At 64.9% G+C, this 20198-nt stretch carries 18 protein-coding genes and 2 pseudogenes; 10 read left to right on the top strand and 10 right to left on the bottom strand.

The window, feature by feature from the left end:
- Positions 1 to 2: 2 nt before the first annotated feature.
- From YUA_RS0128090 to YUA_RS0128080, 3 genes are all read left to right on the top strand, one after another.
- On the top strand, positions 3 to 1202 hold the full coding sequence (locus tag YUA_RS0128090; protein ID WP_027533691.1) for a molybdopterin-dependent oxidoreductase: 1200 nt from the start codon (positions 3 to 5) through the stop codon (positions 1200 to 1202).
- A gap of 11 nt (positions 1203 to 1213) precedes the next feature.
- Positions 1214 to 1522: a sulfite:cytochrome C oxidoreductase subunit B gene (locus YUA_RS0128085; RefSeq protein WP_027533690.1), complete on the top strand. Its 309-nt coding sequence runs from the start codon at positions 1214 to 1216 to the stop codon at positions 1520 to 1522.
- A 208-nt stretch (positions 1523 to 1730) separates the two neighbouring features.
- Positions 1731 to 1931 (top strand): cold-shock protein, encoded by a 201-nt coding sequence (locus YUA_RS0128080; RefSeq protein ID WP_008134691.1) that lies wholly within the window; start codon positions 1731 to 1733, stop codon positions 1929 to 1931.
- 158 nt (positions 1932 to 2089) lie between these two features.
- Here YUA_RS0128080 and YUA_RS0128075 read toward each other — a convergent pair whose 3' ends face one another.
- On the bottom strand, positions 2090 to 2551 hold the full coding sequence (locus YUA_RS0128075; protein WP_027533689.1) for an Lrp/AsnC ligand binding domain-containing protein: 462 nt from the start codon (positions 2549 to 2551) through the stop codon (positions 2090 to 2092).
- A gap of 114 nt (positions 2552 to 2665) precedes the next feature.
- On the opposite strand from YUA_RS0128075, the gene putA reads away from it, so the two are divergent.
- Both putA and YUA_RS0128065 read left to right on the top strand, forming a co-directional pair.
- Positions 2666 to 5665 (top strand): bifunctional proline dehydrogenase/L-glutamate gamma-semialdehyde dehydrogenase PutA, encoded by a 3000-nt coding sequence (putA, locus tag YUA_RS0128070; RefSeq protein ID WP_027533688.1) that lies wholly within the window; start codon positions 2666 to 2668, stop codon positions 5663 to 5665.
- Between the two features lie 331 nt (positions 5666 to 5996).
- Positions 5997 to 7202, top strand: a complete 1206-nt coding sequence (locus YUA_RS0128065) for a CaiB/BaiF CoA-transferase family protein (RefSeq protein ID WP_027533687.1) — start codon at positions 5997 to 5999, stop codon at positions 7200 to 7202.
- 284 nt (positions 7203 to 7486) lie between these two features.
- Here the strand turns inward: YUA_RS0128065 and YUA_RS51225 are convergent, their stop codons facing one another.
- The 3 genes from YUA_RS51225 to YUA_RS0128050 form a co-directional block, all read right to left on the bottom strand.
- Entirely contained in the window at positions 7487 to 7651 is a 165-nt protein-coding gene (locus YUA_RS51225; RefSeq protein ID WP_198029517.1) for a hypothetical protein, read from the bottom strand.
- A 23-nt stretch (positions 7652 to 7674) separates the two neighbouring features.
- The gene (locus YUA_RS0128055) at positions 7675 to 9231 is read right to left on the bottom strand and encodes a hypothetical protein (protein ID WP_027533686.1); all 1557 of its coding nucleotides are present in this window, start codon (positions 9229 to 9231) and stop codon (positions 7675 to 7677) included.
- A 95-nt stretch (positions 9232 to 9326) separates the two neighbouring features.
- Positions 9327 to 10331: a hypothetical protein gene (locus tag YUA_RS0128050; protein WP_027533685.1), complete on the bottom strand. Its 1005-nt coding sequence runs from the start codon at positions 10329 to 10331 to the stop codon at positions 9327 to 9329.
- Between the two features lie 283 nt (positions 10332 to 10614).
- Here YUA_RS0128050 and YUA_RS0128045 point away from each other — a divergent pair, with 283 nt between their 5' ends.
- Together YUA_RS0128045 and YUA_RS0128040 are read left to right on the top strand one after the other, a co-directional pair.
- A complete protein-coding gene (locus tag YUA_RS0128045) occupies positions 10615 to 10986 on the top strand; it encodes a cyclic nucleotide-binding domain-containing protein (protein WP_027533684.1) in 372 nt (123 codons plus the stop codon).
- Positions 10983 to 11795, top strand: a complete 813-nt coding sequence (locus tag YUA_RS0128040; protein WP_027533683.1) for an MBL fold metallo-hydrolase — start codon at positions 10983 to 10985, stop codon at positions 11793 to 11795. Before YUA_RS0128045 ends, YUA_RS0128040 begins: the two co-directional genes overlap by 4 nt.
- A gap of 175 nt (positions 11796 to 11970) precedes the next feature.
- On the opposite strand, the gene YUA_RS0128035 is transcribed toward YUA_RS0128040, so the two are convergent.
- The 3 genes from YUA_RS0128035 to YUA_RS0128025 form a co-directional block, all read right to left on the bottom strand.
- On the bottom strand, positions 11971 to 12468 hold the full coding sequence (locus tag YUA_RS0128035; protein WP_027533682.1) for a TPM domain-containing protein: 498 nt from the start codon (positions 12466 to 12468) through the stop codon (positions 11971 to 11973).
- Positions 12469 to 12470: 2 nt separating this feature from the next.
- Positions 12471 to 13280 carry a YgcG family protein gene (locus tag YUA_RS0128030; RefSeq protein ID WP_371259917.1) on the bottom strand — a complete coding sequence of 270 codons (810 nt, stop codon included), beginning with the start codon at positions 13278 to 13280 and terminating at the stop codon, positions 12471 to 12473.
- Positions 13281 to 13498: 218 nt separating this feature from the next.
- Entirely contained in the window at positions 13499 to 14107 is a 609-nt protein-coding gene (locus tag YUA_RS0128025) for a LemA family protein (protein WP_027533680.1), read from the bottom strand.
- A gap of 167 nt (positions 14108 to 14274) precedes the next feature.
- Here YUA_RS0128025 and YUA_RS0128020 point away from each other — a divergent pair, with 167 nt between their 5' ends.
- From YUA_RS0128020 to YUA_RS52375, 3 genes and pseudogenes are all read left to right on the top strand, one after another.
- Positions 14275 to 15126 carry an enoyl-CoA hydratase gene (locus YUA_RS0128020; protein WP_027533679.1) on the top strand — a complete coding sequence of 284 codons (852 nt, stop codon included), beginning with the start codon at positions 14275 to 14277 and terminating at the stop codon, positions 15124 to 15126.
- A 5-nt stretch (positions 15127 to 15131) separates the two neighbouring features.
- Positions 15132 to 15275: pseudogene (locus tag YUA_RS51220) on the top strand (pimeloyl-CoA dehydrogenase small subunit); the annotation flags it as partial.
- A pseudogene (locus YUA_RS52375) lies at positions 15267 to 15410 on the top strand (acyl-CoA dehydrogenase family protein); the annotation flags it as partial. The pseudogenes YUA_RS51220 and YUA_RS52375, both read left to right, overlap by 9 nt.
- 171 nt (positions 15411 to 15581) lie before the next feature.
- Here YUA_RS52375 and YUA_RS0128010 read toward each other — a convergent pair.
- The 3 genes from YUA_RS0128010 to YUA_RS0128000 form a co-directional block, all read right to left on the bottom strand.
- The gene (locus YUA_RS0128010; protein WP_027533677.1) at positions 15582 to 17906 is read right to left on the bottom strand and encodes a xanthine dehydrogenase family protein molybdopterin-binding subunit; all 2325 of its coding nucleotides are present in this window, start codon (positions 17904 to 17906) and stop codon (positions 15582 to 15584) included.
- 197 nt (positions 17907 to 18103) lie between these two features.
- On the bottom strand, positions 18104 to 19027 hold the full coding sequence (locus YUA_RS45235; RefSeq protein ID WP_051383417.1) for a dihydrodipicolinate synthase family protein: 924 nt from the start codon (positions 19025 to 19027) through the stop codon (positions 18104 to 18106).
- A 174-nt stretch (positions 19028 to 19201) separates the two neighbouring features.
- Positions 19202 to 20167 carry a VOC family protein gene (locus tag YUA_RS0128000; protein WP_027533676.1) on the bottom strand — a complete coding sequence of 322 codons (966 nt, stop codon included), beginning with the start codon at positions 20165 to 20167 and terminating at the stop codon, positions 19202 to 19204.
- Between the last annotated feature and the right edge of the window lie 31 nt (positions 20168 to 20198).

The following is a 20198-nucleotide window of genomic DNA, read 5'->3' as shown; positions in this document are numbered from 1 at the left end:
ACATGTTCGATCGACGCGACCTGCTCAAAGGAGCGGGCCTTGCCGCCTTTGCGACCACACTGAATTCAACCAAAGCACTGGCACTCGATACCGTTACGCTGCCCTTCGCCAATGGCGAGCGGCCGCTGGTGAGATATCCGCAGAAGCGGCCGATGATCGGGCTCACCAGCCGGCCGCCGCAGCTCGAGACGCCGTTCGCGGTGTTCAACGACGGCCCGATCACGCCGAACAACGCATTCTTCGTGCGCTATCACCTAGCCGACCTCCCCTACGATCTCGACCCCGACAAGTTCACGCTCGAGGTCAAGGGCAAGGTCGACAAGCCGCTCAAACTGTCGCTGAAGGACATCCGCAAGATGAAGGCGACCGAGATCGTCGCCGTCAACCAGTGCTCCGGCAACAGCCGCGGCCTCGTCGAGCCGCGCGTCGCCGGCGGCCAACTCGCCAATGGCGCGATGGGCAATGCGCGCTGGCGCGGCGTGCCGCTGAAGGCGGTGCTGGAGATGGCGGGCGTGCAGGCCGGCGCCAGGCAGGTCACGTTCAATGGCATGGACGGGCCGGTCAGCGACAAGACGCCCGATTTCGTCAAGGCGCTCGATCTCGCTCACGCCGCCGACGGCGAGGTGATGCTGGCCTACGGCATGAACGGCGACGATTTGCCGTTCCTCAACGGCTTCCCGCTGCGCCTTGTCGTGCCCGGCTTTTACGGCACCTACTGGGTCAAGCACCTCAATGAGATCACCGTCGTCGACACTGTCTATGACGGCTTCTGGATGAAGTCGGCCTATCGGATCCCGGACACGCCGGACAATTCGATCGAGCCCGGCACCGTGCCGAAGGCGACGATCCCGATCAACCGCTTCACCATCCGCTCCTTCATCACCAACGTGACTGATGGCGCCAAGCTGAAGGCCGGACGCACGATGCTGCGCGGCATCGCCTTCGACGGCGGCAAGGGCATCAAGGACGTCTCGGTCTCCACCGATGGCGGCAAGACCTGGACCGCCGCGAAGCTCGGCAAGGATCTCGGCAACTACTCATTCCGCGAATGGAAGCTGCCGGTGAAGCTTGCTGCGGGCCAGGTCGAGCTCAAGGTGCGCGCTACCAGCAATTCCGGCGAGACGCAGCCGGAGACACCGCGCTGGAACCCGGCGGGTTATTTGCGCAACGTCGTCGAAACCGTCCGCGTCAGCGTGGCCTGAGGAGAATGATCATGCAGCGCACCGTTCTCCTCGCCATCACGCTCGCCTTCGCCGCCGCGGTGGGTTCGGCCCTGGCAGCGCCGGTCAATTACAAGACGCCGGATGAGACAGCAGCCTTCAAGCCAGGCCCCAATCTTGAGGTGGTTCAGGGCAATTGCGTCGCCTGCCACTCGTCCGACTACATCGCCACGCAGCCGCCGATGAAAGACAAGAAAGGATTTTGGCAGGCCGAGGTGACCAAGATGATCAAGGTCTATGGCGCGCCAATCGACGACGCCGACGTCGGCAAGATCGTGGACTATCTGGCCGCGACTTATTGACGGAGGGCGTGCGGCGTCCCGGAGAAGTGACCGCGAAACGGGCAAAACCGGCAAAAACGCCGCGAAGTTGAGCGAATTTCCACGAAATGCCGCTGTGGTTTGATCTACCAAGCCCGCCACATTCCGCGTATCCTGTTAGGACCGAACCGGCCGGTTGGCGGGGATTGGCGGTTCGCGATCTCGGAGGAAGACCCGCGGAGAAGACGTGATGGCTAAAGGTACGGTCAAGTGGTTCAATCCGACGAAGGGTTATGGATTTATCCAGCCTGCGTCGGGCGGCAAGGATGTGTTCGTGCATATCTCGGCAGTGCAGAAGGCCGGTCTGTCCTCCCTCAACGAGGGCCAGACGGTTGAGTATGAAGAGATCGCAAACCGGGGCAAGACGTCCGCAGAGAACCTCAAAGTATAAGCCCGCCAGCCTCCCGGATTGATCCGGGATGGGGCCAAGAAAATTTTAGAAGACGATCAGTGCATTCGACGACAGGCGTTGCGATTGCGCGCGGAAACTATTTGCCCGTAGAGATCGCCAATCAACGCCGCAGCAGCGACAATCGCGACCGCATTTCGTCAGCCAACCGGCAACGGTGCGTCGCGCTTGATCTCCTCCATCACCGCATAGGTGCGCGTCTCGCGCACACCCGGCATCGACAGCAAGGTCTCGCCGAGGAAGCGCCGATACGCGGTCATGTCGGCCAGCCGCGCCTTCACTAGATAGTCGAAGCCTCCGGCAACCATGTGACACTCCAGCACTTCGGGCGCGAGTTTCACCGCACACGCAAAGCGCTCGAAATTGTCAGGCGTGGTCTTGTCGAGCAGCACCTCGACGAACACCAGCAGGCCGAGACCAAGCCGGTGCGGATTGAGCCGCGCGCCATAACCCTCGACAAAACCTTCGCGCTGCAAGCGCTTCAGCCGCTCACCGATCGAGGTCGGCGACAGCCCGATGCGCTCGGCGAGCTCGACATTGGCGATTCGCCCATCTTCCTGCAAAATCGAGAGGATTCTCCGGTCGATTCGATCGAGTTCCATAATTTATACGGCCAATACGCCAATGATCTTCACTTTCTAAGGCAAAATTGTTATCTTGTCTATCGAACTACGGTCATGCGGACTTTATCCTGAGTTTTAGCCACAGGACACGCCATGCCGAACATCCCGCCGTCCTTCACTGCTCCCTACGCGCCCGATGATGCCGACATCGCTGCACGCCTGCTTCAGGCGGCGCATCTCGCCCCGCCGCAGGAAGCGCGGATCGACCGCACCGCCACGCGGCTGATCGAGGCAATCCGCAAGCGCGACGACCGGTTTGGCGGGGTCGAGGACATGCTGCGCGAGTTCGCGCTCTCGACCAAGGAAGGCCTCGCCCTGATGGTGCTGGCGGAAGCGCTGCTGCGCGTGCCAGACGCGCGCACCGCCGACCAATTCATTGAGGACAAGCTCGGCGAGGGCGACTTCATCCATCACGAGACCAAGTCCACGGCCTTCCTGGTCAATGCCTCGGCCTGGGCACTCGGCCTGTCGGCGCGGGTCATCCAGCCTGGCGAGACGCCCGACGGCACCATCGGCCGGCTGGTGAAGCGGCTGGGCGCGCCCGCCGTGCGCACCGCCACACGCCAGGCGATGCGATTGATGGGCAATCATTTCGTGCTGGGCGAGACCATCGAGCAGGCGCTGGAGCGGGGTAAGCCGCGCTCCGGCGAGAGGCCGCGCTACTCGTTCGACATGCTCGGCGAAGGCGCGCGCACGGCGGCCGACGCAAAGCGCTATTTCGACGCCTATGCGAGTGCGATCGAAACGATCGGCAAGACGGCGGGCAGTCATCCCCTGCCCGACCGGCCCGGCATCTCCGTGAAACTCTCGGCACTGCATCCGCGCTTCGAGGCGATCAGCCGCGCGCGCGTGATGGCCGAGCTGGTGCCGCAACTTCTCGACCTCGCGCAGCGCGCCAAGGCGCACGACCTCAACTTCACCGTCGATGCCGAGGAAGCCGACCGTCTGGAGCTGTCGCTCGACGTGATCGCGGCAACGCTCGCCGATCCCTCGCTCAAAGGCTGGGACGGCTTCGGACTTGCGATCCAGGCCTATCAGAAGCGCGCCAGTGCGGTGATCGATTACGTCCACGATCTTGCCCGTGCGCATGACCGCAAGCTGATGGTGCGGCTGGTCAAGGGCGCCTATTGGGACACCGAGATCAAGCGCGCGCAGGAGCGCGGGCTCGACGGCTATCCGGTATTCACGCGCAAGGCGATGACGGATCTGAACTACGTCGCCTGCGCCTCGAAGCTTCTAATTCTGCGGCCGCGCATCTTCCCGCAGTTTGCGACCCACAACGCGCTCACCGTCGCGACCGTGCTGGAGCTCGCCGGCGACAGTGGCGGATTCGAATTCCAGCGCCTGCACGGAATGGGCGAGGCGCTCTACGAGCAGCTCGCCAAGGATCACCCTGAGATCGCCTACCGCACCTATGCGCCGGTAGGCAGCCATCGCGACCTGCTCGCCTATCTGGTGCGACGGCTGCTCGAGAACGGCGCCAACTCGTCCTTTGTGGCGCAGGCAGCCGACTACCGCGTTCCGGTCCCGGCGCTATTGAAGCGCCCCGTCGATCTCATCGTCCGGCCTGATCACGCGCATCACGCAAGGATCCCGCTGCCGGGTGATCTCTTTGCACCAGAGCGGCATAATTCGGGCGGGATCGAATTCGGCGAGCGCCCGGCGCTCGACCGGCTGCTCGCCGACGTCAAGGCCGCAACGCCCGACCTCAAGCCGGTCCCGGACGCAACGCCCGAGCAGGCGAACGCGGCAATCGCCGCAGCGCGCGCGGGCTTTGCGACCTGGAGCCGGACGCCAGCGGCAACACGCGCGGCGGCGCTGGAGCAGGCCGCGCATCTCCTGGAGAGCCGAGCTGCGCATTTCATCGCGGCTCTTCAGCGCGAAGGCGGAAAGACGCTCGACGACGCGCTCTCCGAGCTGCGCGAAGCCGCCGACTTCTGCCGCTACTATGCGGCGCAGGGCAGAAAGCTGTTCGGCAGCGAGGTCGCGATGCCGGGTCCGACCGGCGAGAGCAACGCGCTCGCCATGCGCGGCCGCGGCGTCTTCGTCGCGATCTCGCCGTGGAACTTTCCGCTGGCGATTTTCCTCGGCCAGGTCACCGCGGCGCTGATGGCCGGCAACAGCGTCGTTGCAAAGCCCGCCGAGCAGACGCCGCGCATCGCGTGCGAGGCCGTCGCCCTGCTGCATGAGGCCGGTATCCCCGCGAGCGCGCTGCATCTCGTCACCGGCGACGGCCGCATCGGCGCCGTGCTCACCGCACACCCAGACATCGCCGGCGTCGTCTTCACCGGCTCGACCGAGGTTGCGCGTCACATCAACCGGTCGCTCGCCGCCAAGGACGGGCCGATCGTGCCGCTGATCGCGGAGACCGGCGGCATCAACGCCATGATCGCCGACGCCACCGCGCTGCCTGAGCAGGTCGCCGACGACGTCGTCACCTCGGCGTTTCGCTCGGCTGGCCAGCGCTGCTCGGCGCTGCGGCTCTTGTTCGTACAGGAGGACGTTGCCGACCGCATGATCGAGATGATCGCGGGCGCGGCGCGCGAGTTGAAGATCGGAGATCCCGCTGACATCGCGACCCATGTCGGCCCGGTGATCGACGCCGAGGCCAAGCGGCGCCTCGATGCGCACATCGCGCGGATGAAGACGGAGGCGCGGCTGCACTTTGCGGGTATCGCGCCGGAGGGCTGCTTCGTCGCGCCCCACATCTTCGAGCTCCGCGATGCCGGCCAGCTCACCGAGGAGGTGTTCGGCCCGATCCTGCATGTGGTGCGCTACCGGGCCGAGACTCTCGAACGCGTGCTGCAGGCCATCGAGCGCACCGGCTACGGGCTCACGCTCGGCGTCCACTCCCGCATCGATGACACGATCGAGGCCATCATCGACCGCGTCCAGGTCGGCAACATCTACGTCAACCGCAACATGATCGGCGCCGTGGTTGGCGTGCAGCCGTTCGGCGGCAACAGCCTGTCCGGGACCGGCCCCAAGGCCGGCGGCCCGCACTATCTCGCGCGCTTTGCCACCGAGCAGACCGTGACCATCAACACCGCAGCCGCCGGCGGCAACGCTGCGCTACTCGCAGGCGAGGCGTGAGCGGCGATGCTGGAGCCGTCCTCGCGACACGCCGCAACCGCAGTTTCGTCATCCTGAGGTGCCGGAGCGCAGCGGAGGCCTCGAAGGATAGACGGCCCGGATGCAGCCGGGCCCTCGCCCCTCGAGGCTCGCCCTGCGGTACACCGCAGGACGAGCACCTCGGGGTGACGGGAGATGGTTTCGGCTTCGTGGCGGATGCGATGGATACCGCAATGAGCCCTGCGCGCGGCGCCGTTGCGTCCTGCTAGAACATCGGTCTAATGCTCCCATGGTCTGGCCCACGCGAATTCCAGCCAGCGGGAAACAACAAGAGCGAGGGAGCAACGCCGCGATGGAAAAAGGCATTTTTGCAGGACTCAAGGTTCTGGACTGCGCGAGCTTCATCGCGGCGCCCGCGGCTGCGACCGTGCTGTCCGATTTCGGCGCCGATGTCATCAAGATCGAGCCGCCCGGCGCCGGCGACCCCTACCGCAATCTGCCCAACCTGCCCGGCTATCCCACCGGCGAACACAATTTCGCCTGGCTGCTCGAGGCCCGCAACAAGAAGAGCCTCGCGCTCGACCTCTCCAAGCCCGAGGCGCGGGCCGTGCTCTATAAGCTGGTCGAAGAGGCCGACGTCTTCATCACCAACATGCCGCCGCCGGTGCGGACCAAACTCGGCATCACCTATGACCATCTCGGCCATCTCAACGACCGGCTGATCTACGCCTCCTTCACCGGCTATGGCGAGAAGGGCGAGGAAGCCAACAAGCCCGGCTTCGACAGCAACGCCTATTGGGCGCGCTCCGGCCTGATGGACCTCGTCCGCGCCGACACCGACACCACACCGGCCCGCTCGATCGCCGGCATGGGCGACCATCCCTGCGCGATGGCGCTGTACAGCGCCATCGTCACTGCGCTGTATCAGCGCGAGAAGACCGGCAAGGGCTCGCATGTCGCCTCCAACCTGATGGCCAACGGCGTCTGGGCCGCGAGCGTGCTGGCGCAGGCCAAGCTCTGCGGCGCCAAGTTCGGCGAACGGCGCCCGCGCGAGCGCGCGCTCAATGCCGTCGCCAACCACTATCAGTGCAGGGACGGCCGCTGGCTGATCCTGTCGCTCCTCAGCGAGGAGAAGCAGTGGCCGACGCTCGCCAAATGCCTCGGACGCGAGGACCTGATTAACGATCCGCGCTTCGCCACCAAGCCCGACCGTCACGCCCGCTCGATCGAGCTGATCAAGATCTTTGACGACACCTTCGCGACCAGGGATCTTGCCGAATGGCGCAAGATCCTCGACGGCAACGGGCTGGTGTTCGGCATCGTCGGCATTCTGGACGACATCCCGAACGACAAGCAGATGCTCGACAACGAGGTGCTGGTGCCGTTCGAGAACGACACCATGCTCACCATCTCCAGCCCGATCTGGATCGACGGCACCAAGAAGGTGCAGCCGCGCAAGCCGCCCGGCGTCGGCGAGCACAGTGACGAGATTTTGCGTGGCGCGGGATACGACGAGACCGCGATCAAGCAGCTGCGGGCGAAGGGGGCGGTGGGGTGAAGGGGCGCATTCGCGCTATACATCCCCGTCGTCCCGGCGGAGGCCGGGACCCATACCCCCAGGAGAAGTTTGGCGAAGACTCGCAGTTCGGTACTCCTACCCAATGCAATCGATAGATTCCGCGGTATAGGTCCCGGCCTTCGCCGGGACGACAATGGATAGCTCGCACACGCAGATGCATTGCTGGATTGCTTCGCTGCGCTCGCAATGACGACGTGGGATGATCTCGCGATAAACTCTCGGCAACGTCGCCGATGACGAATTACGCGAAGTGAGGCGTTCCGCTACCGCAGCGCCAGCCAGCCGAGCGTGAACAGGATGCCGCCGATGATGACGACCACCGCGACCGCCCAGGTGCTGACGCGGACGCTGCCGGTAACCTGCTTGGCTTCCTCATTGCGCGCAATCTCACGATTGCGCTCCTTGTCGGCGTCGCTGGTATCCGTCATGAGTCATCCGAATCGCTATTTTGCTAACGCGTCTTGATGAAGCACATGCCAATGCGGCTCGAGGCCGCGGCGGCCTGACAGGTGAGACCTTTGGCGCAGGTCCATGACGTAAAACTCTTGTCCGGCGTTCCCGATCCCTCGTTTTGGAGGGAACAATGGGCGCCCCAGCCGTCCTGATATTCGGTGCCGGCGAGCTCCCGGCTGCCGCGGGTCTGCGGCCGGCTGGCAAATCCGCGCGAGAAATCAGGGTGCTTGCCTGCGGCAAAGGCGATCAGGATGTCGCGGCGGCGGAGCTGGTCGCCGACAAAATGCGGCGAGGCCGGCACGATGGTGGAATTCGTCGCCTTGTCCGAGAGCCAGTCCACGCCGGGAAAATGGAAGCCGCCGATGCCGCGGATCTGGTGGCAGCCCGAGCAGGTGACATCGTTGAGGCGGCGCTGGAAGCCCGCGACCGAGCGGATGTTCTCCATGGTGATGCCGCGTGCCGCGGCCTGCTTCAGCGCGCCGACGACGTCGTCGTCCGTGAAGACGGGGTCGCTATTGCCTTCACCTTTTCCTTCCCCCCGCACCATCCCGAACTCCGGCTGCAGGTCCGACGCATCGAGGCCCGCAGGTGTCGGCGCCACGGCAGCCTTGGCGAGATACTGCTCCGGGATCAGCACGGTGCCGCGATCGAACTCGCGAAGATGCGCAGGCGCAAGCAGCCAGGCCTTGAAGTCGCGCCGGAGCGCGTCATCGGCAAGGATACGATCGCGGTCGATCTGGTTCTCCAGCGTCGATTCCACGAACGTCTTCGTGGCGGCGTCGTATCTGAACACCTTGAGCAGATAGTCGGAGCGGAAATCGTGCAATGCCGATTTCGGTGCGATCGAGATCTGGATGTTGGTCTCGATGCGATCGAACATCGCGTCATCGGGAACGGTACGGCTGCCGATCAGCCCCTGCCAGTCGCCATTGTCGAGCCAGCGCCGCGCGAGCTCGGCGCACGTGATGGTCTTGCCGTTCGCATCGGTCTGGCGTGCATCGCGCGCCTTCATCACCAGGTTGAACGTCATCGGCAGGCGCGTCGCGGTGTTGCCGGCCTCGAACCGCGCCAGGCGATAGATCAGCCGGATCTCGCCGCAGGACTCCTCCGAGACATAGGCGCGGTCCATGCGGTTGACGATGCCGGCCAGCACGAAGCGCGTGTTGGCGGCTTTCAGATTGGCCCGGTCGAATAGCTGGACGTCGAAACCTTCGCCGACGCCAATGGTCTCGCTCGGCGAAGCCAGCTCATGCTGCGCGATGTAGCGATCGAACTCCGCATCGATTGCCGGCGGAATCTGCTTCAGCTGCGGCAGCGAGGCGAACAGCAGATCGCTCGTCAGCGGCACGCCTGCGTTCCGCTCGGGCTGCAACAGATGCGCGATTGACAGTGCATCGCTCTGGTCGAGCTTGCGCAGGAGATCGGGATCGGTGATCGCGGTACCGCGTGCCAGCGGCGCGTTCTCTGCTGCCGAGAGCGACATGACGCTCCCAAACAACATAGTGGCAGCGAGAAGAATTTGGGCAGCCAGGAGAATTCGCAGCGCGCGGCTCATGCCTTCACTAACACCGCGAGGCTTCGCCTATTCAAGTAAAAAGGCGCTTCACGCGGTGGTGAAGCGCCTCTTGTGACAAGTCCGATATCAAACGCTTATCGCGCGACGATCAGGCCCTTGCTGGTGACGACCACCCAGCGGCCATCCTGGCGACGGATCGCATCGACACGGCCGATGCCGGGGATGGGATCGCCGGCATAGACCTCGTACAGGCCATCCCGGCCCTCGATCAGCGCGCCGCCATTGGCGACGTCGCGGAGCCTCCAGCCGTCAATCGTCGGCAGGCGGCCGAGCTCGGTCTTGGGCGCAGCAAGCACGGGAGCCGGCGCGGCAGCGGCCGTTGCGACCTGGGTCGGAGCCGGCACGATCGTGCCGGTGGTCTCCTTCGCGGGCGCCGTGGCGGCGGCCTGCGCGGGGGCTGCCGGCGGCGTGGCGCGGAGCTTGTCGACGGTCTCGGACAGCTTTGCGAGCTTGGCCATCGGTTCGGCCTGCGCCTTCTCGAGCTTGTCGAGACGATCGTTGGCCCGGTTGAATTGGCTGACGCCGGTCTTCGAGGCGTGCTCGACATTGGCCTTGAGCGCGACGATGTCGGCATCGATCCGGGCGACGGACGCATCCAGCGCGCTGGTATCGGCAACCTGCGCCGGCGCCGGGCTGGCAAAATGCATCATGCCGGCGGTCGCGAGCGCGCCACTGATGGCGCCGACGCAGGCCGCGATCGCCACCACCGCGGCCATCGCCGACAGGCGGCGCTTGCCGCCGGTGTCACGCACCTCGTCGGCCTTCACATGCGGAGCAAACTCTTCGCGGTCCCAGGACCGTTCCGAGGGCGCCATGACGATGAGCTTGCCGGGTTTGGGCTCGGGCTTTGTTTCGGCCTTGGTCTCGAACTTCGGGACCTCGATCCTTGAAGCCTCGATCTTTGGCGGTTCGACCGTCGGAGCGTCCGCTTTGGGCGGCGTCTCATGGTCGGGGGCGATCGAGGGGGCCTCGATACCGGCGGCAGCCTCGACGGCCTGCGGCACGGTTGCGGCGGCGCCGATGGCGCCGGTCCGGTCACCAGTCCGGTCATCAGTCTCTTGGCCGGCCAGTTCGGGCATTGGTTCACTCACGGCTCAAATACTCCAGTCCAGGTTCACTTTTTGGTAACTTTCATTGCTTGCGAATTCCTTACCTCGGGACCCGCTTACCGAAATTTTAGGAACTCGTCCGAGGCCGAATTGGGTCGGGAAAGTGGAACCGGCGTGGCGGCGTGCAACAAATTGTCAGCCGATGCTGCCCTGCGGTAGGCCGCTTGCCTTAGCCGAAGGGGGTTGTTTGCCCGTCACTGTTCCCCGGCTAACATGGCCCGTCCCGTCAGCCAGAAGGCGTTTGGGGAGTGCCATGACGATCGAGAAATGCATCAACGCGTTCGGTGTCGATGACGTCATCTTCGAGGAGGGCTCGACCGGCCGCGAGCTGTTCGTCGTGCTCGACGGCGAGGTCGAGATCGCCAAGGTCGACGGCGCGCGAAAGACCAGCATCATCAAGCTCGGCAAGGGCGAGTTCTTCGGCGAGATGGCCGTGATCGACGGCTCGGTGCGCTCCGCGACCGCGATCGCATCGGCGCCCAACACGAAGGTGATGCGGATCAACCACGCCCGCTTCGTCTATCTCGTCAGCCAGCAACCGGCGTTCGCGCTGATGGTGATGGATGCGCTGTCAAAACGCCTGCGGGCGTCCAACGCCGTCACCTACCGGGCAGCGCAATCATGAGCGAACGGAAGCCGACTGCATTTCCGATCCTGATGAAGAACGACACCTGCTCGCTGATCCAGGCGGCCGATGACGTCTACCAGATCCGCTTCTCCAACCGCGCAGCGAATGCGTATCTGGTGCGCGGCTCGGCGCGCACCATCCTGATCGACGTCGGCCTGTCCTCGAACTATCCGGCGATGGTCGAGTGCCTGAACTTCGTCGGCTGCCCGCCCGAGAAGATCGACATGGTGGTGCTGAGCCATGAGCATCTCGACCATATCGGCGCCGCCTGGCACTTCAACGAGCGCCGCACCTACGTCGCCGCGCATCGGCTTGCCGCCAACAAGATCGTGCTGCGCGACGATTTCTCGATGCTGCGCAAGATGTTCAACGAGCCGAACGTGCCGATCAATATCGACATCTGGCTCGAGGAAGGCAATCTGATCGACCTCGGCAATTTCCGCCTTAGCGTGATGTACACGCCGGGCCACACCTCGGCCTGCATCACCCTGTTCGACCAGGACAAGGGCCTGTTGTTCGCCGCAGATACGCTGATGCCCGGCGGCGTCATGGGCGGGGTGTTCGGCTCGGGCAGTATCTCCGACTACATCCAGTCGCTGGAGCGCATCAAGGGACTGAACGCGAAGATCCTGCTGTCAGGGCACGGAAGGCTGTCCGACACGCCGCAGGAGGATGTGCGCATTGCGATTGCGCGATCGCACGGTCTGCTCGAAGACACCGCGCAATTGTTCGACGCGCTGGATGCGCGCTCGAACTTCGAGCCGATCATGCAGTCGGTAAGGGATTTGAACAAGCTGGATGATTGAAGACGCGCACTTACTTCAATCCGTCATCCTGAGGTGCGAGTGGCGCGGTGCGTCGCGCCGCGCCGGGAGCCTCGAAGGATGGGCGGCCGCGTTGCCGCAGCCGGGCCGTCGCCCTTCGAGGGCCGCCGAAGAGGCGGCCGCCTCAGGGTGACGGTGAGAGAGTGTCAGCAATTCCTCACATCACCACCGGCTTGTCCGGCAGCTCGTTCGGATGCGCACCCGCCGGCGGGAAATGCCTGGCGAGTTCCCGCGACACCGCCGCGATGCCGTCGATCACGCCGCGTTCGAACTCGCCCGAACCAAACTCGGCTTCCATCGCGCGGCAGATTGTCTCCCAGCCGGCAGCGCCGACCTTCGCATCGATGCCGCGATCGGCGATGATCTCGACATCGCGGTCGGCGAGCAGCAGGTAGATCAGCACGCCATTGTTGTGCGCGGTGTCCCAGATGCGCAGATGCGAGAACACGTCGAGCGCGCGCTCGCGGGCATGCTGATTGCGAAATAGCGGACGGCCATCGAGCGCGCCTTCGACGACGAAGCGGACTTGGCCGGAATGCGTCGTTTCGCTCTGCTTGATCGCCTGCTCGATGCGGTCGAGCACGCTTTGCGGAAACACCTGCCTCGCGCGCCAATGGTGCTGGAGGAGATGCCTGAACATGCGCCCAATGCTCATGACTACCAGCTCCCCGAGGCGCCACCGCCACCAAAGCTGCCACCGCCTCCGCTGAAGCTGCCGCTGTCACTGGACGATGATCCGCTGCTCCAGCTGCCTCCCGACGAGGAACCGCTCGACCACGAACCGCCGCGCGACGACCCCGTCGATGCGGGAAAGAGATCGGCTATGAAGGACAGCACAAAGCCGACGATCCCGGCGAGCAGGGCCAGTCCTGCGGATCCGATGATGAGCAACGCCAGGATGCCGATCATGCTGCCGGTTGCGACCGAGCCCAGCAATCGCCCCAGCAGCGCGCGCAGGAAGCCACCGACGACGAGCGAGGCAAACAGGACGACCGGGGCGAGCGGCCCGATCTCGTCCAGATTGGCAAAATTCACGCTGCGTGAGGGAACCGGCAGCGGCTCGCCGTCGACGACGCGCATCATCCGGTCGACGCCGGCCGAGATGCCGCCGGCGAAATCACCGTCTCTGAATTTTGGCGTGATGACCTCATCGATGATCCGCCGCGAGGTGACGTCGGTGAGCGCGCCTTCGAGGCCGTAGCCGACCTCGATGCGCAGATGCCGGTCGTTCTTGGCAACGACGAGGATCGCGCCATCGTCGACCTTCTTGCGGCCGATCTTCCAGGCCTCGGCGACGCGAATCGAGAACTGCTCGATCGTCTCCGGGTCCGTTGTCGGCACGATCAGCACGGCGATCTGGCTGCCCTTGCGCGTCTCGAAACCGCTGAGCTTCTGGCTCAACGACGCAATGTCGCCGCTTGACAGCGTACCGGTCCGGTCGACCACGCGGCCGGTGAGCTGTGGCACGGCGACGTCGGCGGCGACTGGGAAAGCCCAACCAAGCAGCAGCGCGAATACGATGATTGTTTGCCACAGCCTCGCTGTCGTCGCCCGCGAAGGCGGGCGATCCAGTATTCCAGAGGCGGCCGTGCTTGAGCCGAGAAGCCGCGGCGTACTGGATTCCCCGCTTTCGCGGGGAATGACAGCGGTGGGTGGGGTGAAGCCCATTGGCAAACGGCGCGCGCTTACTTCGACGGCGCGGGCGCTGGATTGAAATCGACCTTCGGCGCGGTCGAGATCTCCCTCTCGTTCTCGACCGAAAAATTCGGCTTCCCCTTGTAGCCGAACATCATCGCGGTGAGGTTGTTAGGGAACGATCGGACGGTGACGTTATACTCCTGCACCGCCTTGATGTAGCGGTTGCGCGCGACCGTGATGCGGTTCTCGGTGCCCTCTAACTGCGACATCAGGTCCTTGAACAGGGCGTCCGACTTGAGCTGCGGATAGTTTTCCGTGACCACGAGCAGCCGTGACAGCGCGCTGGAGAGCTCGCCTTGCGCGGCCTGGAATTTCTGGAAAGCTGCGGGATCGTTGAGCACCTCCGGCGTTGCCTGGATGCTGCCGACCTTGGCGCGGGCATTGGTGACGCCGAGCAGGACGTCCTTCTCCTGCTGCGCAAAGCCCTTCACCGAATTGACCAGATTGGGCACGAGATCGGCACGGCGCTGATACTGGTTCACCACCTCGGACCAGTTGGCCTTGATCTGCTCATCCTGGCTCTGGATCGCGTTGTAGCCGCAATTGGTGAGGCTGAGCGAGGCCAGCGCCGCCAGCACGGTCAGGATCTTGCGCATCAAATTTCTCCCGGTGGAATCGGGGGGCAAACTACCAGATTGCGCGCGTACGGCGCCAGACGTAGCAGCGGCGCGAAAAGCAGCCGGCTGACGCAAGCCCCTTGCCTATCACCACGCGACATAGTCAACTCGAAGGAAACAAGACGAAAATAGCAGGGGAGCGCGCCATGTCCTCATTCGAGACCATTCTCGTGGAGCGGCCGGAGCCCGCGATTGCACGGGTCGTCATGAACCGGCCCGAGGCGCGTAATGCGCAGAACCTGCAGATGACCTACGACCTCAACGCCGCCTTCGACGCGGCGGTGCAGGACGATGGGGTCAAGGTGATCATTCTCGCCGGCAATGGCCCGCACTTCTCGTCCGGTCACGATCTGCGTCCCGGGGCTAAGAATGCCGCAGGCGTCGATTTTCCACCTGTAGGAAATTGGGGCGGCTTTGCCGAAGCCAACGCCCACGGCCGCTTCGCGCGCGAACAGGAAATATATCTCCAGATCACCCGGCGGTGGCGCAACCTGGCGAAGCCGATGATCGCCGAAGTGCATGGCAAGTGCATCGCGGGCGGGTTGATGCTGGCCTGGGCCTGCGACCTCATCGTCGCCAGCGACGATGCGCAGTTCTGCGATCCCGTCGTCACCATGGGCGTCTGCGGCGTCGAATGGTTCGTGCATCCCTGGGAACTCGGGCCGCGCAAGGCCAAGGAATTTCTGTTCACCGCGGACAGCTGGAGCGCGCGGGAGGCGCATCAGCTCGGCATGGTCAATCGGGTCGTGCCGCGCGCGGAGTTGCCGGCGCAGGTGCTGGAGCTGGCGCGCCGGATCGCAACAAAGCCGTCCTTTGCGCTGAAGCTGACCAAGGAAGCCGTGAACCGTTCGGTCGACGTGATGGGCCAGTCCGCGGCGATCGACCAGGCCTTCGCCCTGCATCAGCTGTGTCATGCCCACAATCTTCAGGAGTTCGGCATGGTGGTCGATCCATCCGGACTGCATCCCTCCGTGCGCAAGCCGGCGGCCGCGGAGTAGACGCCATGAATCTCAATCCCTCCGACGAGCAACGGCCGCTGCGCGAGAGCGCGGAACGCTTCGTGGCCGAGAGCTACGATGCCGACCATCGCCGCAAGACGGCGAAGGATCCGCTCGGCTTCAGCCCGGCGGTGTGGAAACAGTCGGCGCTGCCGGAGGACATGCTGACGGTGGTGCCGGAATATCTCAACGGCCGGGCCTATACGATCTTCGGCGGCACGTCTGAGATCCAGCGCGACATCATCGCGAAGATGATGCTGGGGATTAGCGCGAGCCGGCCGTAACACCCTCCTCGTCGTCCCGGCAAAGGCCGGGACCCATACGCCGAGGGAGAAGTGTGGCGCGAGTTGGTCACCGCCAATCTTCGCCAAACTAGATTCGGTGGTTATGGGTCCCGGCCTTCGCCGGGACGACGAGTGGGTGTTGCTGTTGCAGCGTGGGCGACGTCGACGAGTCTATGCCCCCACCTTCGCATCCCTGATCGCCTTCCAGATCTTCTGCGGCGTCAGGGGCGTGTTGAGCTGGATGATGCCGAGCTCGTGGAGTGCGTCCATCACGCCGTTGGTGACGCAAGGAGGACCGCCGATGGCGCCGGACTCTCCGCAGCCCTTGGCCCCGAGCGGATTGGTGCGGCAGGGCGCGGAATCATCCAGCGTCACCACGATCGGCGGCACGTCGTCCGCGCGCGGGATGCAGTAATCCTGGTAGCTCGCGGTCAGCAGCTGGCCATCGGCGTCATACGACACGCCTTCATAGAGCGCCTGGCCGATGCCCTGCGCGACGCCGCCGTGGATCTGACCGGTGACCAGCATCGGGTTCACGGCCACGCCGACGTCGTCGACGGTGGTGTAGCGCACGACGCGGGAGACGCCGGTCTCGGGGTCGATCTCGACCTCACAGATATGCGTGCCGTTCGGCCAGCTGGGACCGTCGACCTCGCCTTCCGAATCGACGCTGAGTTTTGAGCCACTCTCCTTCTCGGCGATGTCGAACAGGCTGATGCGGCGGTCGGTGCCGACTACGGTGAGCATGCCGCCTTGATATTCGATGTCCTCGACCGAGGTCTCCAGCACGTTCGCCGCCTTCTCGCGCGCCTTCTGGATCAAATCGTTGGAGGAGACCGCAACCGCCGTGCCGCCAACGAACAGTGAGCGCGATCCGACGCTGCCAAAGCCCATCGCCAGATCAGTGTCGCCCTGGACGACGTCGATCTTGTCCATGGCAATGCCCAGCGTATCGGAGATCATCTGGGTGTAGGTGGTCTGCAGCCCCTGCCCCATCGCCATGGTGCCGGAATGCAGGATCACGCGTCCTTCCGAGGTCGCATGCAGGCTGACCTTCTCGGTGTGGGCGCGGCCGCCGGTCCATTCGATGTAGGAAGTCAGGCCGCGGCCGTAGAGCAGGCCCTTCTTCTTCGCGGCCTTCTTGCGCGCGGCAAAGCCGTCCCAGTCGGCGAGTTTTACCGCGCGGTCGAGCATGTGGGCGAAGGCGCCGGAATCGTACACCTGACCGGCGGCGTTGGTGTAGGGCAGCTGCGCCGGCTTGATGTAGTTCGCCTTGCGGATCGCGCGCGGATCCATGCCGATTTTTCGCGCGGCAGCATCGAACAGGCGCTCGACGATGAAGACGGCTTCTGGCCGACCAGCGCCGCGATAGGCACCGACCGGTGCGGTGTGGGTCATCACCGACTTGATCTCGAAATGCACCAGCGGCAGGTCGTAGACACCGGTCTGCACGAACGGCCCGAGCACCAGCGGAATGATGTTGGCAGCCCCCGAGGAATACGCACCCGTGCAGCCGATCGAGGTGACGCGATAGGCCAGCACCTTGCCCTTCTCGTCCAGCGCGAAGGAGGCCGTCGAGGTGAGATCACGGCCATGGGTGCCACCGACGAACTCGTCGGTGCGGTCGCCGCGCCAGCGGATCTTCCTGTTCAGCTTGGACGCGACGTAAGCGACGATGCCGTCTTCCGGATAGAGATTGGTCTTCTGGCCAAAGCCGCCGCCGATGTCGCCGACCAGCACGCGCACGCTGTCCTTCGGGCGCTTCAGCACGGCTTCCGCCAGCACGTCGCGGGTTGAGGCCGGGGTCTGCGACTGCACATGCAGGAGGAGCCGGCCGGTCTTCTTGTCGATCTCCGCGATGGTCGAGCGCGGCTCCATGGCCGAGGGCACCAGGCGCTGGCTGACGAGATCGAGCTCGACCGTGTGCGCGGCCCTGGCGAAGGCCTCATCCACCTTGGCGGCATCGCCGTAGCTCATCGCGCCGACGATGTTGTCGGGCGCCTCCGGCCACACCACCGGCGCGCCGGGCTTCACGGCCTCGACGGGATCGACCACGGCGGGCTGCACGTCGTATTCGATCACGATCGCTTCGGCCGCGCTCTGGGCCTCTGCACGCGACGAAGCCACCACCGCAGCTACCGCCTCGCCGGTGTAACGCACGACCTCATGGGCGAGCAGCCGCCGCGGCGGCACCGTCATCGGCTTGCCGTCGGGGCGCTTGAAGATGCTCAAGGTCGGAATGGTGCCGACGTCGTCCTTGATCAGATCGGCGCCGGTGTAGATCGCGGTGATGCCCGGCATCGATGCCGCAGCACCGGTATCGATCGAGACGATCTTCGCATGCGCATGCGGCGAGCGCAGCACGTGCAACCACAGCGCGCCGTCCTCCGGCTTGTCGTCGATGAATTGCCCCTTCCCGGTGAGCAACCGCTGGTCTTCCAAACGCTTGACGGGCTGGCCCGCTCCGAAACGCAAATTGCCGGGAAGAATGTTCATTCCGCTGGATCCTCTAAGCCTCAAAGTGCGCGCGCCTTTTAGCGGATCGAGCCAGGCGAGACCAGCCGCGCTTTTGAGCGAGATATCCACGATTTCGGCATGCCGTCCCGTAGATCTGCGATTTCGTAGGGTGGGCAAAGGCGCGCTTGCGCCGTGCCCACCATCGCTGAACGGATGCGATCAGGATGGTGGGCACGCTACGCTTTGCCCACCCTACGGCACTGACCATGTCGGGATGGCTGCTCGCTAGCAAGCTCCCGCAGAGCCGCTTCCACGACCTTGCACGCGTCGGCCGACAGTGCGGCCTGCGGCGGGACGGGATCGCCGACGTCGTAGCCCTGGATCGCGAGCCCGGCCTTGATGCAGGCTGCGAGATTGAAGCGGGCGAAGGCCTCGTTGATCCGCCACAACCTGCGCTGGAGCACCATGGCCTCGTCCCAGCGACCGGCCTTGCAGAGGTCGTAGAGCGCCACGCTCTGGCGCGGGATGATGCAGGCCGGCCCTGCCATCCAGCCGAGGCCGCCGATCAGCATCACCGCGGCCGGGATATGGGCGGAGGCCGAGAACACGCGCAAGGCATCGCCGCAGCGGTTCATGATCGAGAGCAGCCGCCCGGTGTTGGTCGAGGCATCCTTGATGTAGCCGATGCGCGGATGCTCGGCGAGGCGCGCGATGACATCGAGGGTCAGGTCGGAGCGCTGGAATTGCGGATTGGTGTAGATGACCACCGGAATGTCCACGGCATCCGCGATGCTGCGGAAGTAGGACTCGACCTGGGCCTCAGTGAGCGGGAAATACGCCTCGAGGATCGCCAAGATGCCGTTGGCGCCGAGCTTTTGATAGGCCTTCGCCTGCGTCACCGCGTCTGCCGTCGAGGTCGACGCGACGCCCGCCACAACAGGCACGCGGCCCTTCGCGGCCTCGATCGTGGTCTGCACGATCGCCATGCGCTGCGCGGCGTTGAGATAGGCGAACTCGCCAGTCGAGCCGAGCGGCGTCAGCCCGTGCACGCCGGCGCCGATCAAATCGTCACAGAGCTTTGCGAGCACGTTCGTCCGCACCGTACCGTCGGCATCGACGGGCGAGACGAGGTAGGGAAAGACGCCGCGAAAATCGGTCATGTCGGGGAATAAATTCCGGGAAGCTCGAGTCTTGTTCGGCAAGCGTGCGATCCAGCGCGTGCTATCACGGGCCCCTATTGCCAGCAAGCGACCAGCGGGCTGCTGGGACAACGTCCTCGGCACAGCGACGAGACCGATGCTGCGGCATCGACAGTACTCGTCAGCGCGAGCGGCTCACACCTTGAGCAGCCGCACCCGCGTGCCCCAGGGATCGATCGCTTCGACCCCATCCGGCAGCTGCGCGACCCGCGCACCGCCGTTGCGCAGGCGCTCTTCCTGCGCGGCGAGAAGCTCCTGCTTTTCCGTCACCAGCGAGAACCAGGCGAGCCCGGTCGTGGCATCGTCGCGCTGGCCAGCACCCTGGCTCTGCCAGACGTTCATGCCGAGATGGTGGTGATAGCGGCCCGACGACAGGAAGGCGGCGCCGTTGCGGCTGCGGGTCGGGTCGAGGCCAATCGTGCCGTGATAGAAGCGCTCGGCCTGCGCGAGATCGCCGACACGCAAATGCATATGGCCGACGCGCAGGCCGTCCGGCGCCTTGGCGTAATCGCTGACGCGCGTATTGGTCAAGGACAAGAGATCGGGGATGTTGAGCTCGTCGGTCGCCATCTTCACGCTGCCCTCGCTCCACTGCCATTGCGAGGGATCGCGATCGGCATAGACCTCGATGCCGTTGCCTTCGGGGTCGTCGAGATAGACGGACTCGCTGACCAGATGATCGGCAAAGCCCGACAGCTTCACGCGATGCGAGGCGGCATGCACCAGCCAGCGCGCAAGATCTTTGCGCGTCGGCATCAGGAAGGCGGTGTGGTAGAGGCCGGCGGCGTTGCGCGGCTCGATCGCGGCGTCGGGACGGGCTTCCAGGACCAGCAGCGTGATGCCGGCTGTACCGAGCCTGGCGGCGGTCGTCGAACGCTCCATCCCGGTGAGCCCGATCACGTCGCGGTAATAGTCCGCGACCTTGTCGAGGCTCTTCACCCGCAGCGTCACCATGCCGACCCGCATCGGCGTGCGGCTGGCATAGGTCGGCCCGCCGCCTTGCGGATTGCCCTCGGCGCGCGCGGCAGCCGCCGCAGCCATCGCGAGCGAGGTGGCGCCGGCGAGTTGAAGCAGGGTGCGGCGGGTGAGGTCGATGGTCATCGGTCAGGGCTCGCTGGCAACGTTCAAGGCC

The sequence above is a fragment of the Bradyrhizobium sp. WSM3983 genome (assembly GCF_000473045.1).
Lineage (GTDB): Bacteria > Pseudomonadota > Alphaproteobacteria > Rhizobiales > Xanthobacteraceae > Bradyrhizobium.
This window is presented reverse-complemented; position numbering and strand designations above follow the sequence as displayed.

Bases quoted from the DNA above. Each gene is read 5' to 3' on its own strand.
- YUA_RS0128040 (WP_027533683.1), top strand. From the start codon at position 10,983: ATGAGCGAACGGAAGCCGACTGCATTTCCGATCCTGATGAAGAACGAC.
- YUA_RS0128085 (WP_027533690.1), top strand. From the start codon at position 1,214: ATGCAGCGCACCGTTCTCCTCGCCATCACGCTCGCCTTCGCCGCCGCG.
- YUA_RS0128065 (WP_027533687.1), top strand. From the start codon at position 5,997: ATGGAAAAAGGCATTTTTGCAGGACTCAAGGTTCTGGACTGCGCGAGC.
- YUA_RS0128000 (WP_027533676.1), bottom strand. From the start codon at position 20,167: ATGACCATCGACCTCACCCGCCGCACCCTGCTTCAACTCGCCGGCGCC.
- YUA_RS0128090 (WP_027533691.1), top strand. From the start codon at position 3: ATGTTCGATCGACGCGACCTGCTCAAAGGAGCGGGCCTTGCCGCCTTT.
- YUA_RS51225 (WP_198029517.1), bottom strand. From the start codon at position 7,651: ATGACGGATACCAGCGACGCCGACAAGGAGCGCAATCGTGAGATTGCG.
- YUA_RS0128020 (WP_027533679.1), top strand. From the start codon at position 14,275: ATGTCCTCATTCGAGACCATTCTCGTGGAGCGGCCGGAGCCCGCGATT.
- YUA_RS45235 (WP_051383417.1), bottom strand. From the start codon at position 19,027: ATGACCGATTTTCGCGGCGTCTTTCCCTACCTCGTCTCGCCCGTCGAT.
- putA (WP_027533688.1), top strand. From the start codon at position 2,666: ATGCCGAACATCCCGCCGTCCTTCACTGCTCCCTACGCGCCCGATGAT.
- YUA_RS0128055 (WP_027533686.1), bottom strand. From the start codon at position 9,231: ATGAGCCGCGCGCTGCGAATTCTCCTGGCTGCCCAAATTCTTCTCGCT.
- YUA_RS0128075 (WP_027533689.1), bottom strand. From the start codon at position 2,551: ATGGAACTCGATCGAATCGACCGGAGAATCCTCTCGATTTTGCAGGAA.
- YUA_RS0128045 (WP_027533684.1), top strand. From the start codon at position 10,615: ATGACGATCGAGAAATGCATCAACGCGTTCGGTGTCGATGACGTCATC.
- YUA_RS0128010 (WP_027533677.1), bottom strand. From the start codon at position 17,906: ATGAACATTCTTCCCGGCAATTTGCGTTTCGGAGCGGGCCAGCCCGTC.
- YUA_RS0128080 (WP_008134691.1), top strand. From the start codon at position 1,731: ATGGCTAAAGGTACGGTCAAGTGGTTCAATCCGACGAAGGGTTATGGA.
- YUA_RS0128035 (WP_027533682.1), bottom strand. From the start codon at position 12,468: ATGAGCATTGGGCGCATGTTCAGGCATCTCCTCCAGCACCATTGGCGC.
- YUA_RS0128025 (WP_027533680.1), bottom strand. From the start codon at position 14,107: ATGCGCAAGATCCTGACCGTGCTGGCGGCGCTGGCCTCGCTCAGCCTC.
- YUA_RS0128050 (WP_027533685.1), bottom strand. From the start codon at position 10,331: ATGCCCGAACTGGCCGGCCAAGAGACTGATGACCGGACTGGTGACCGG.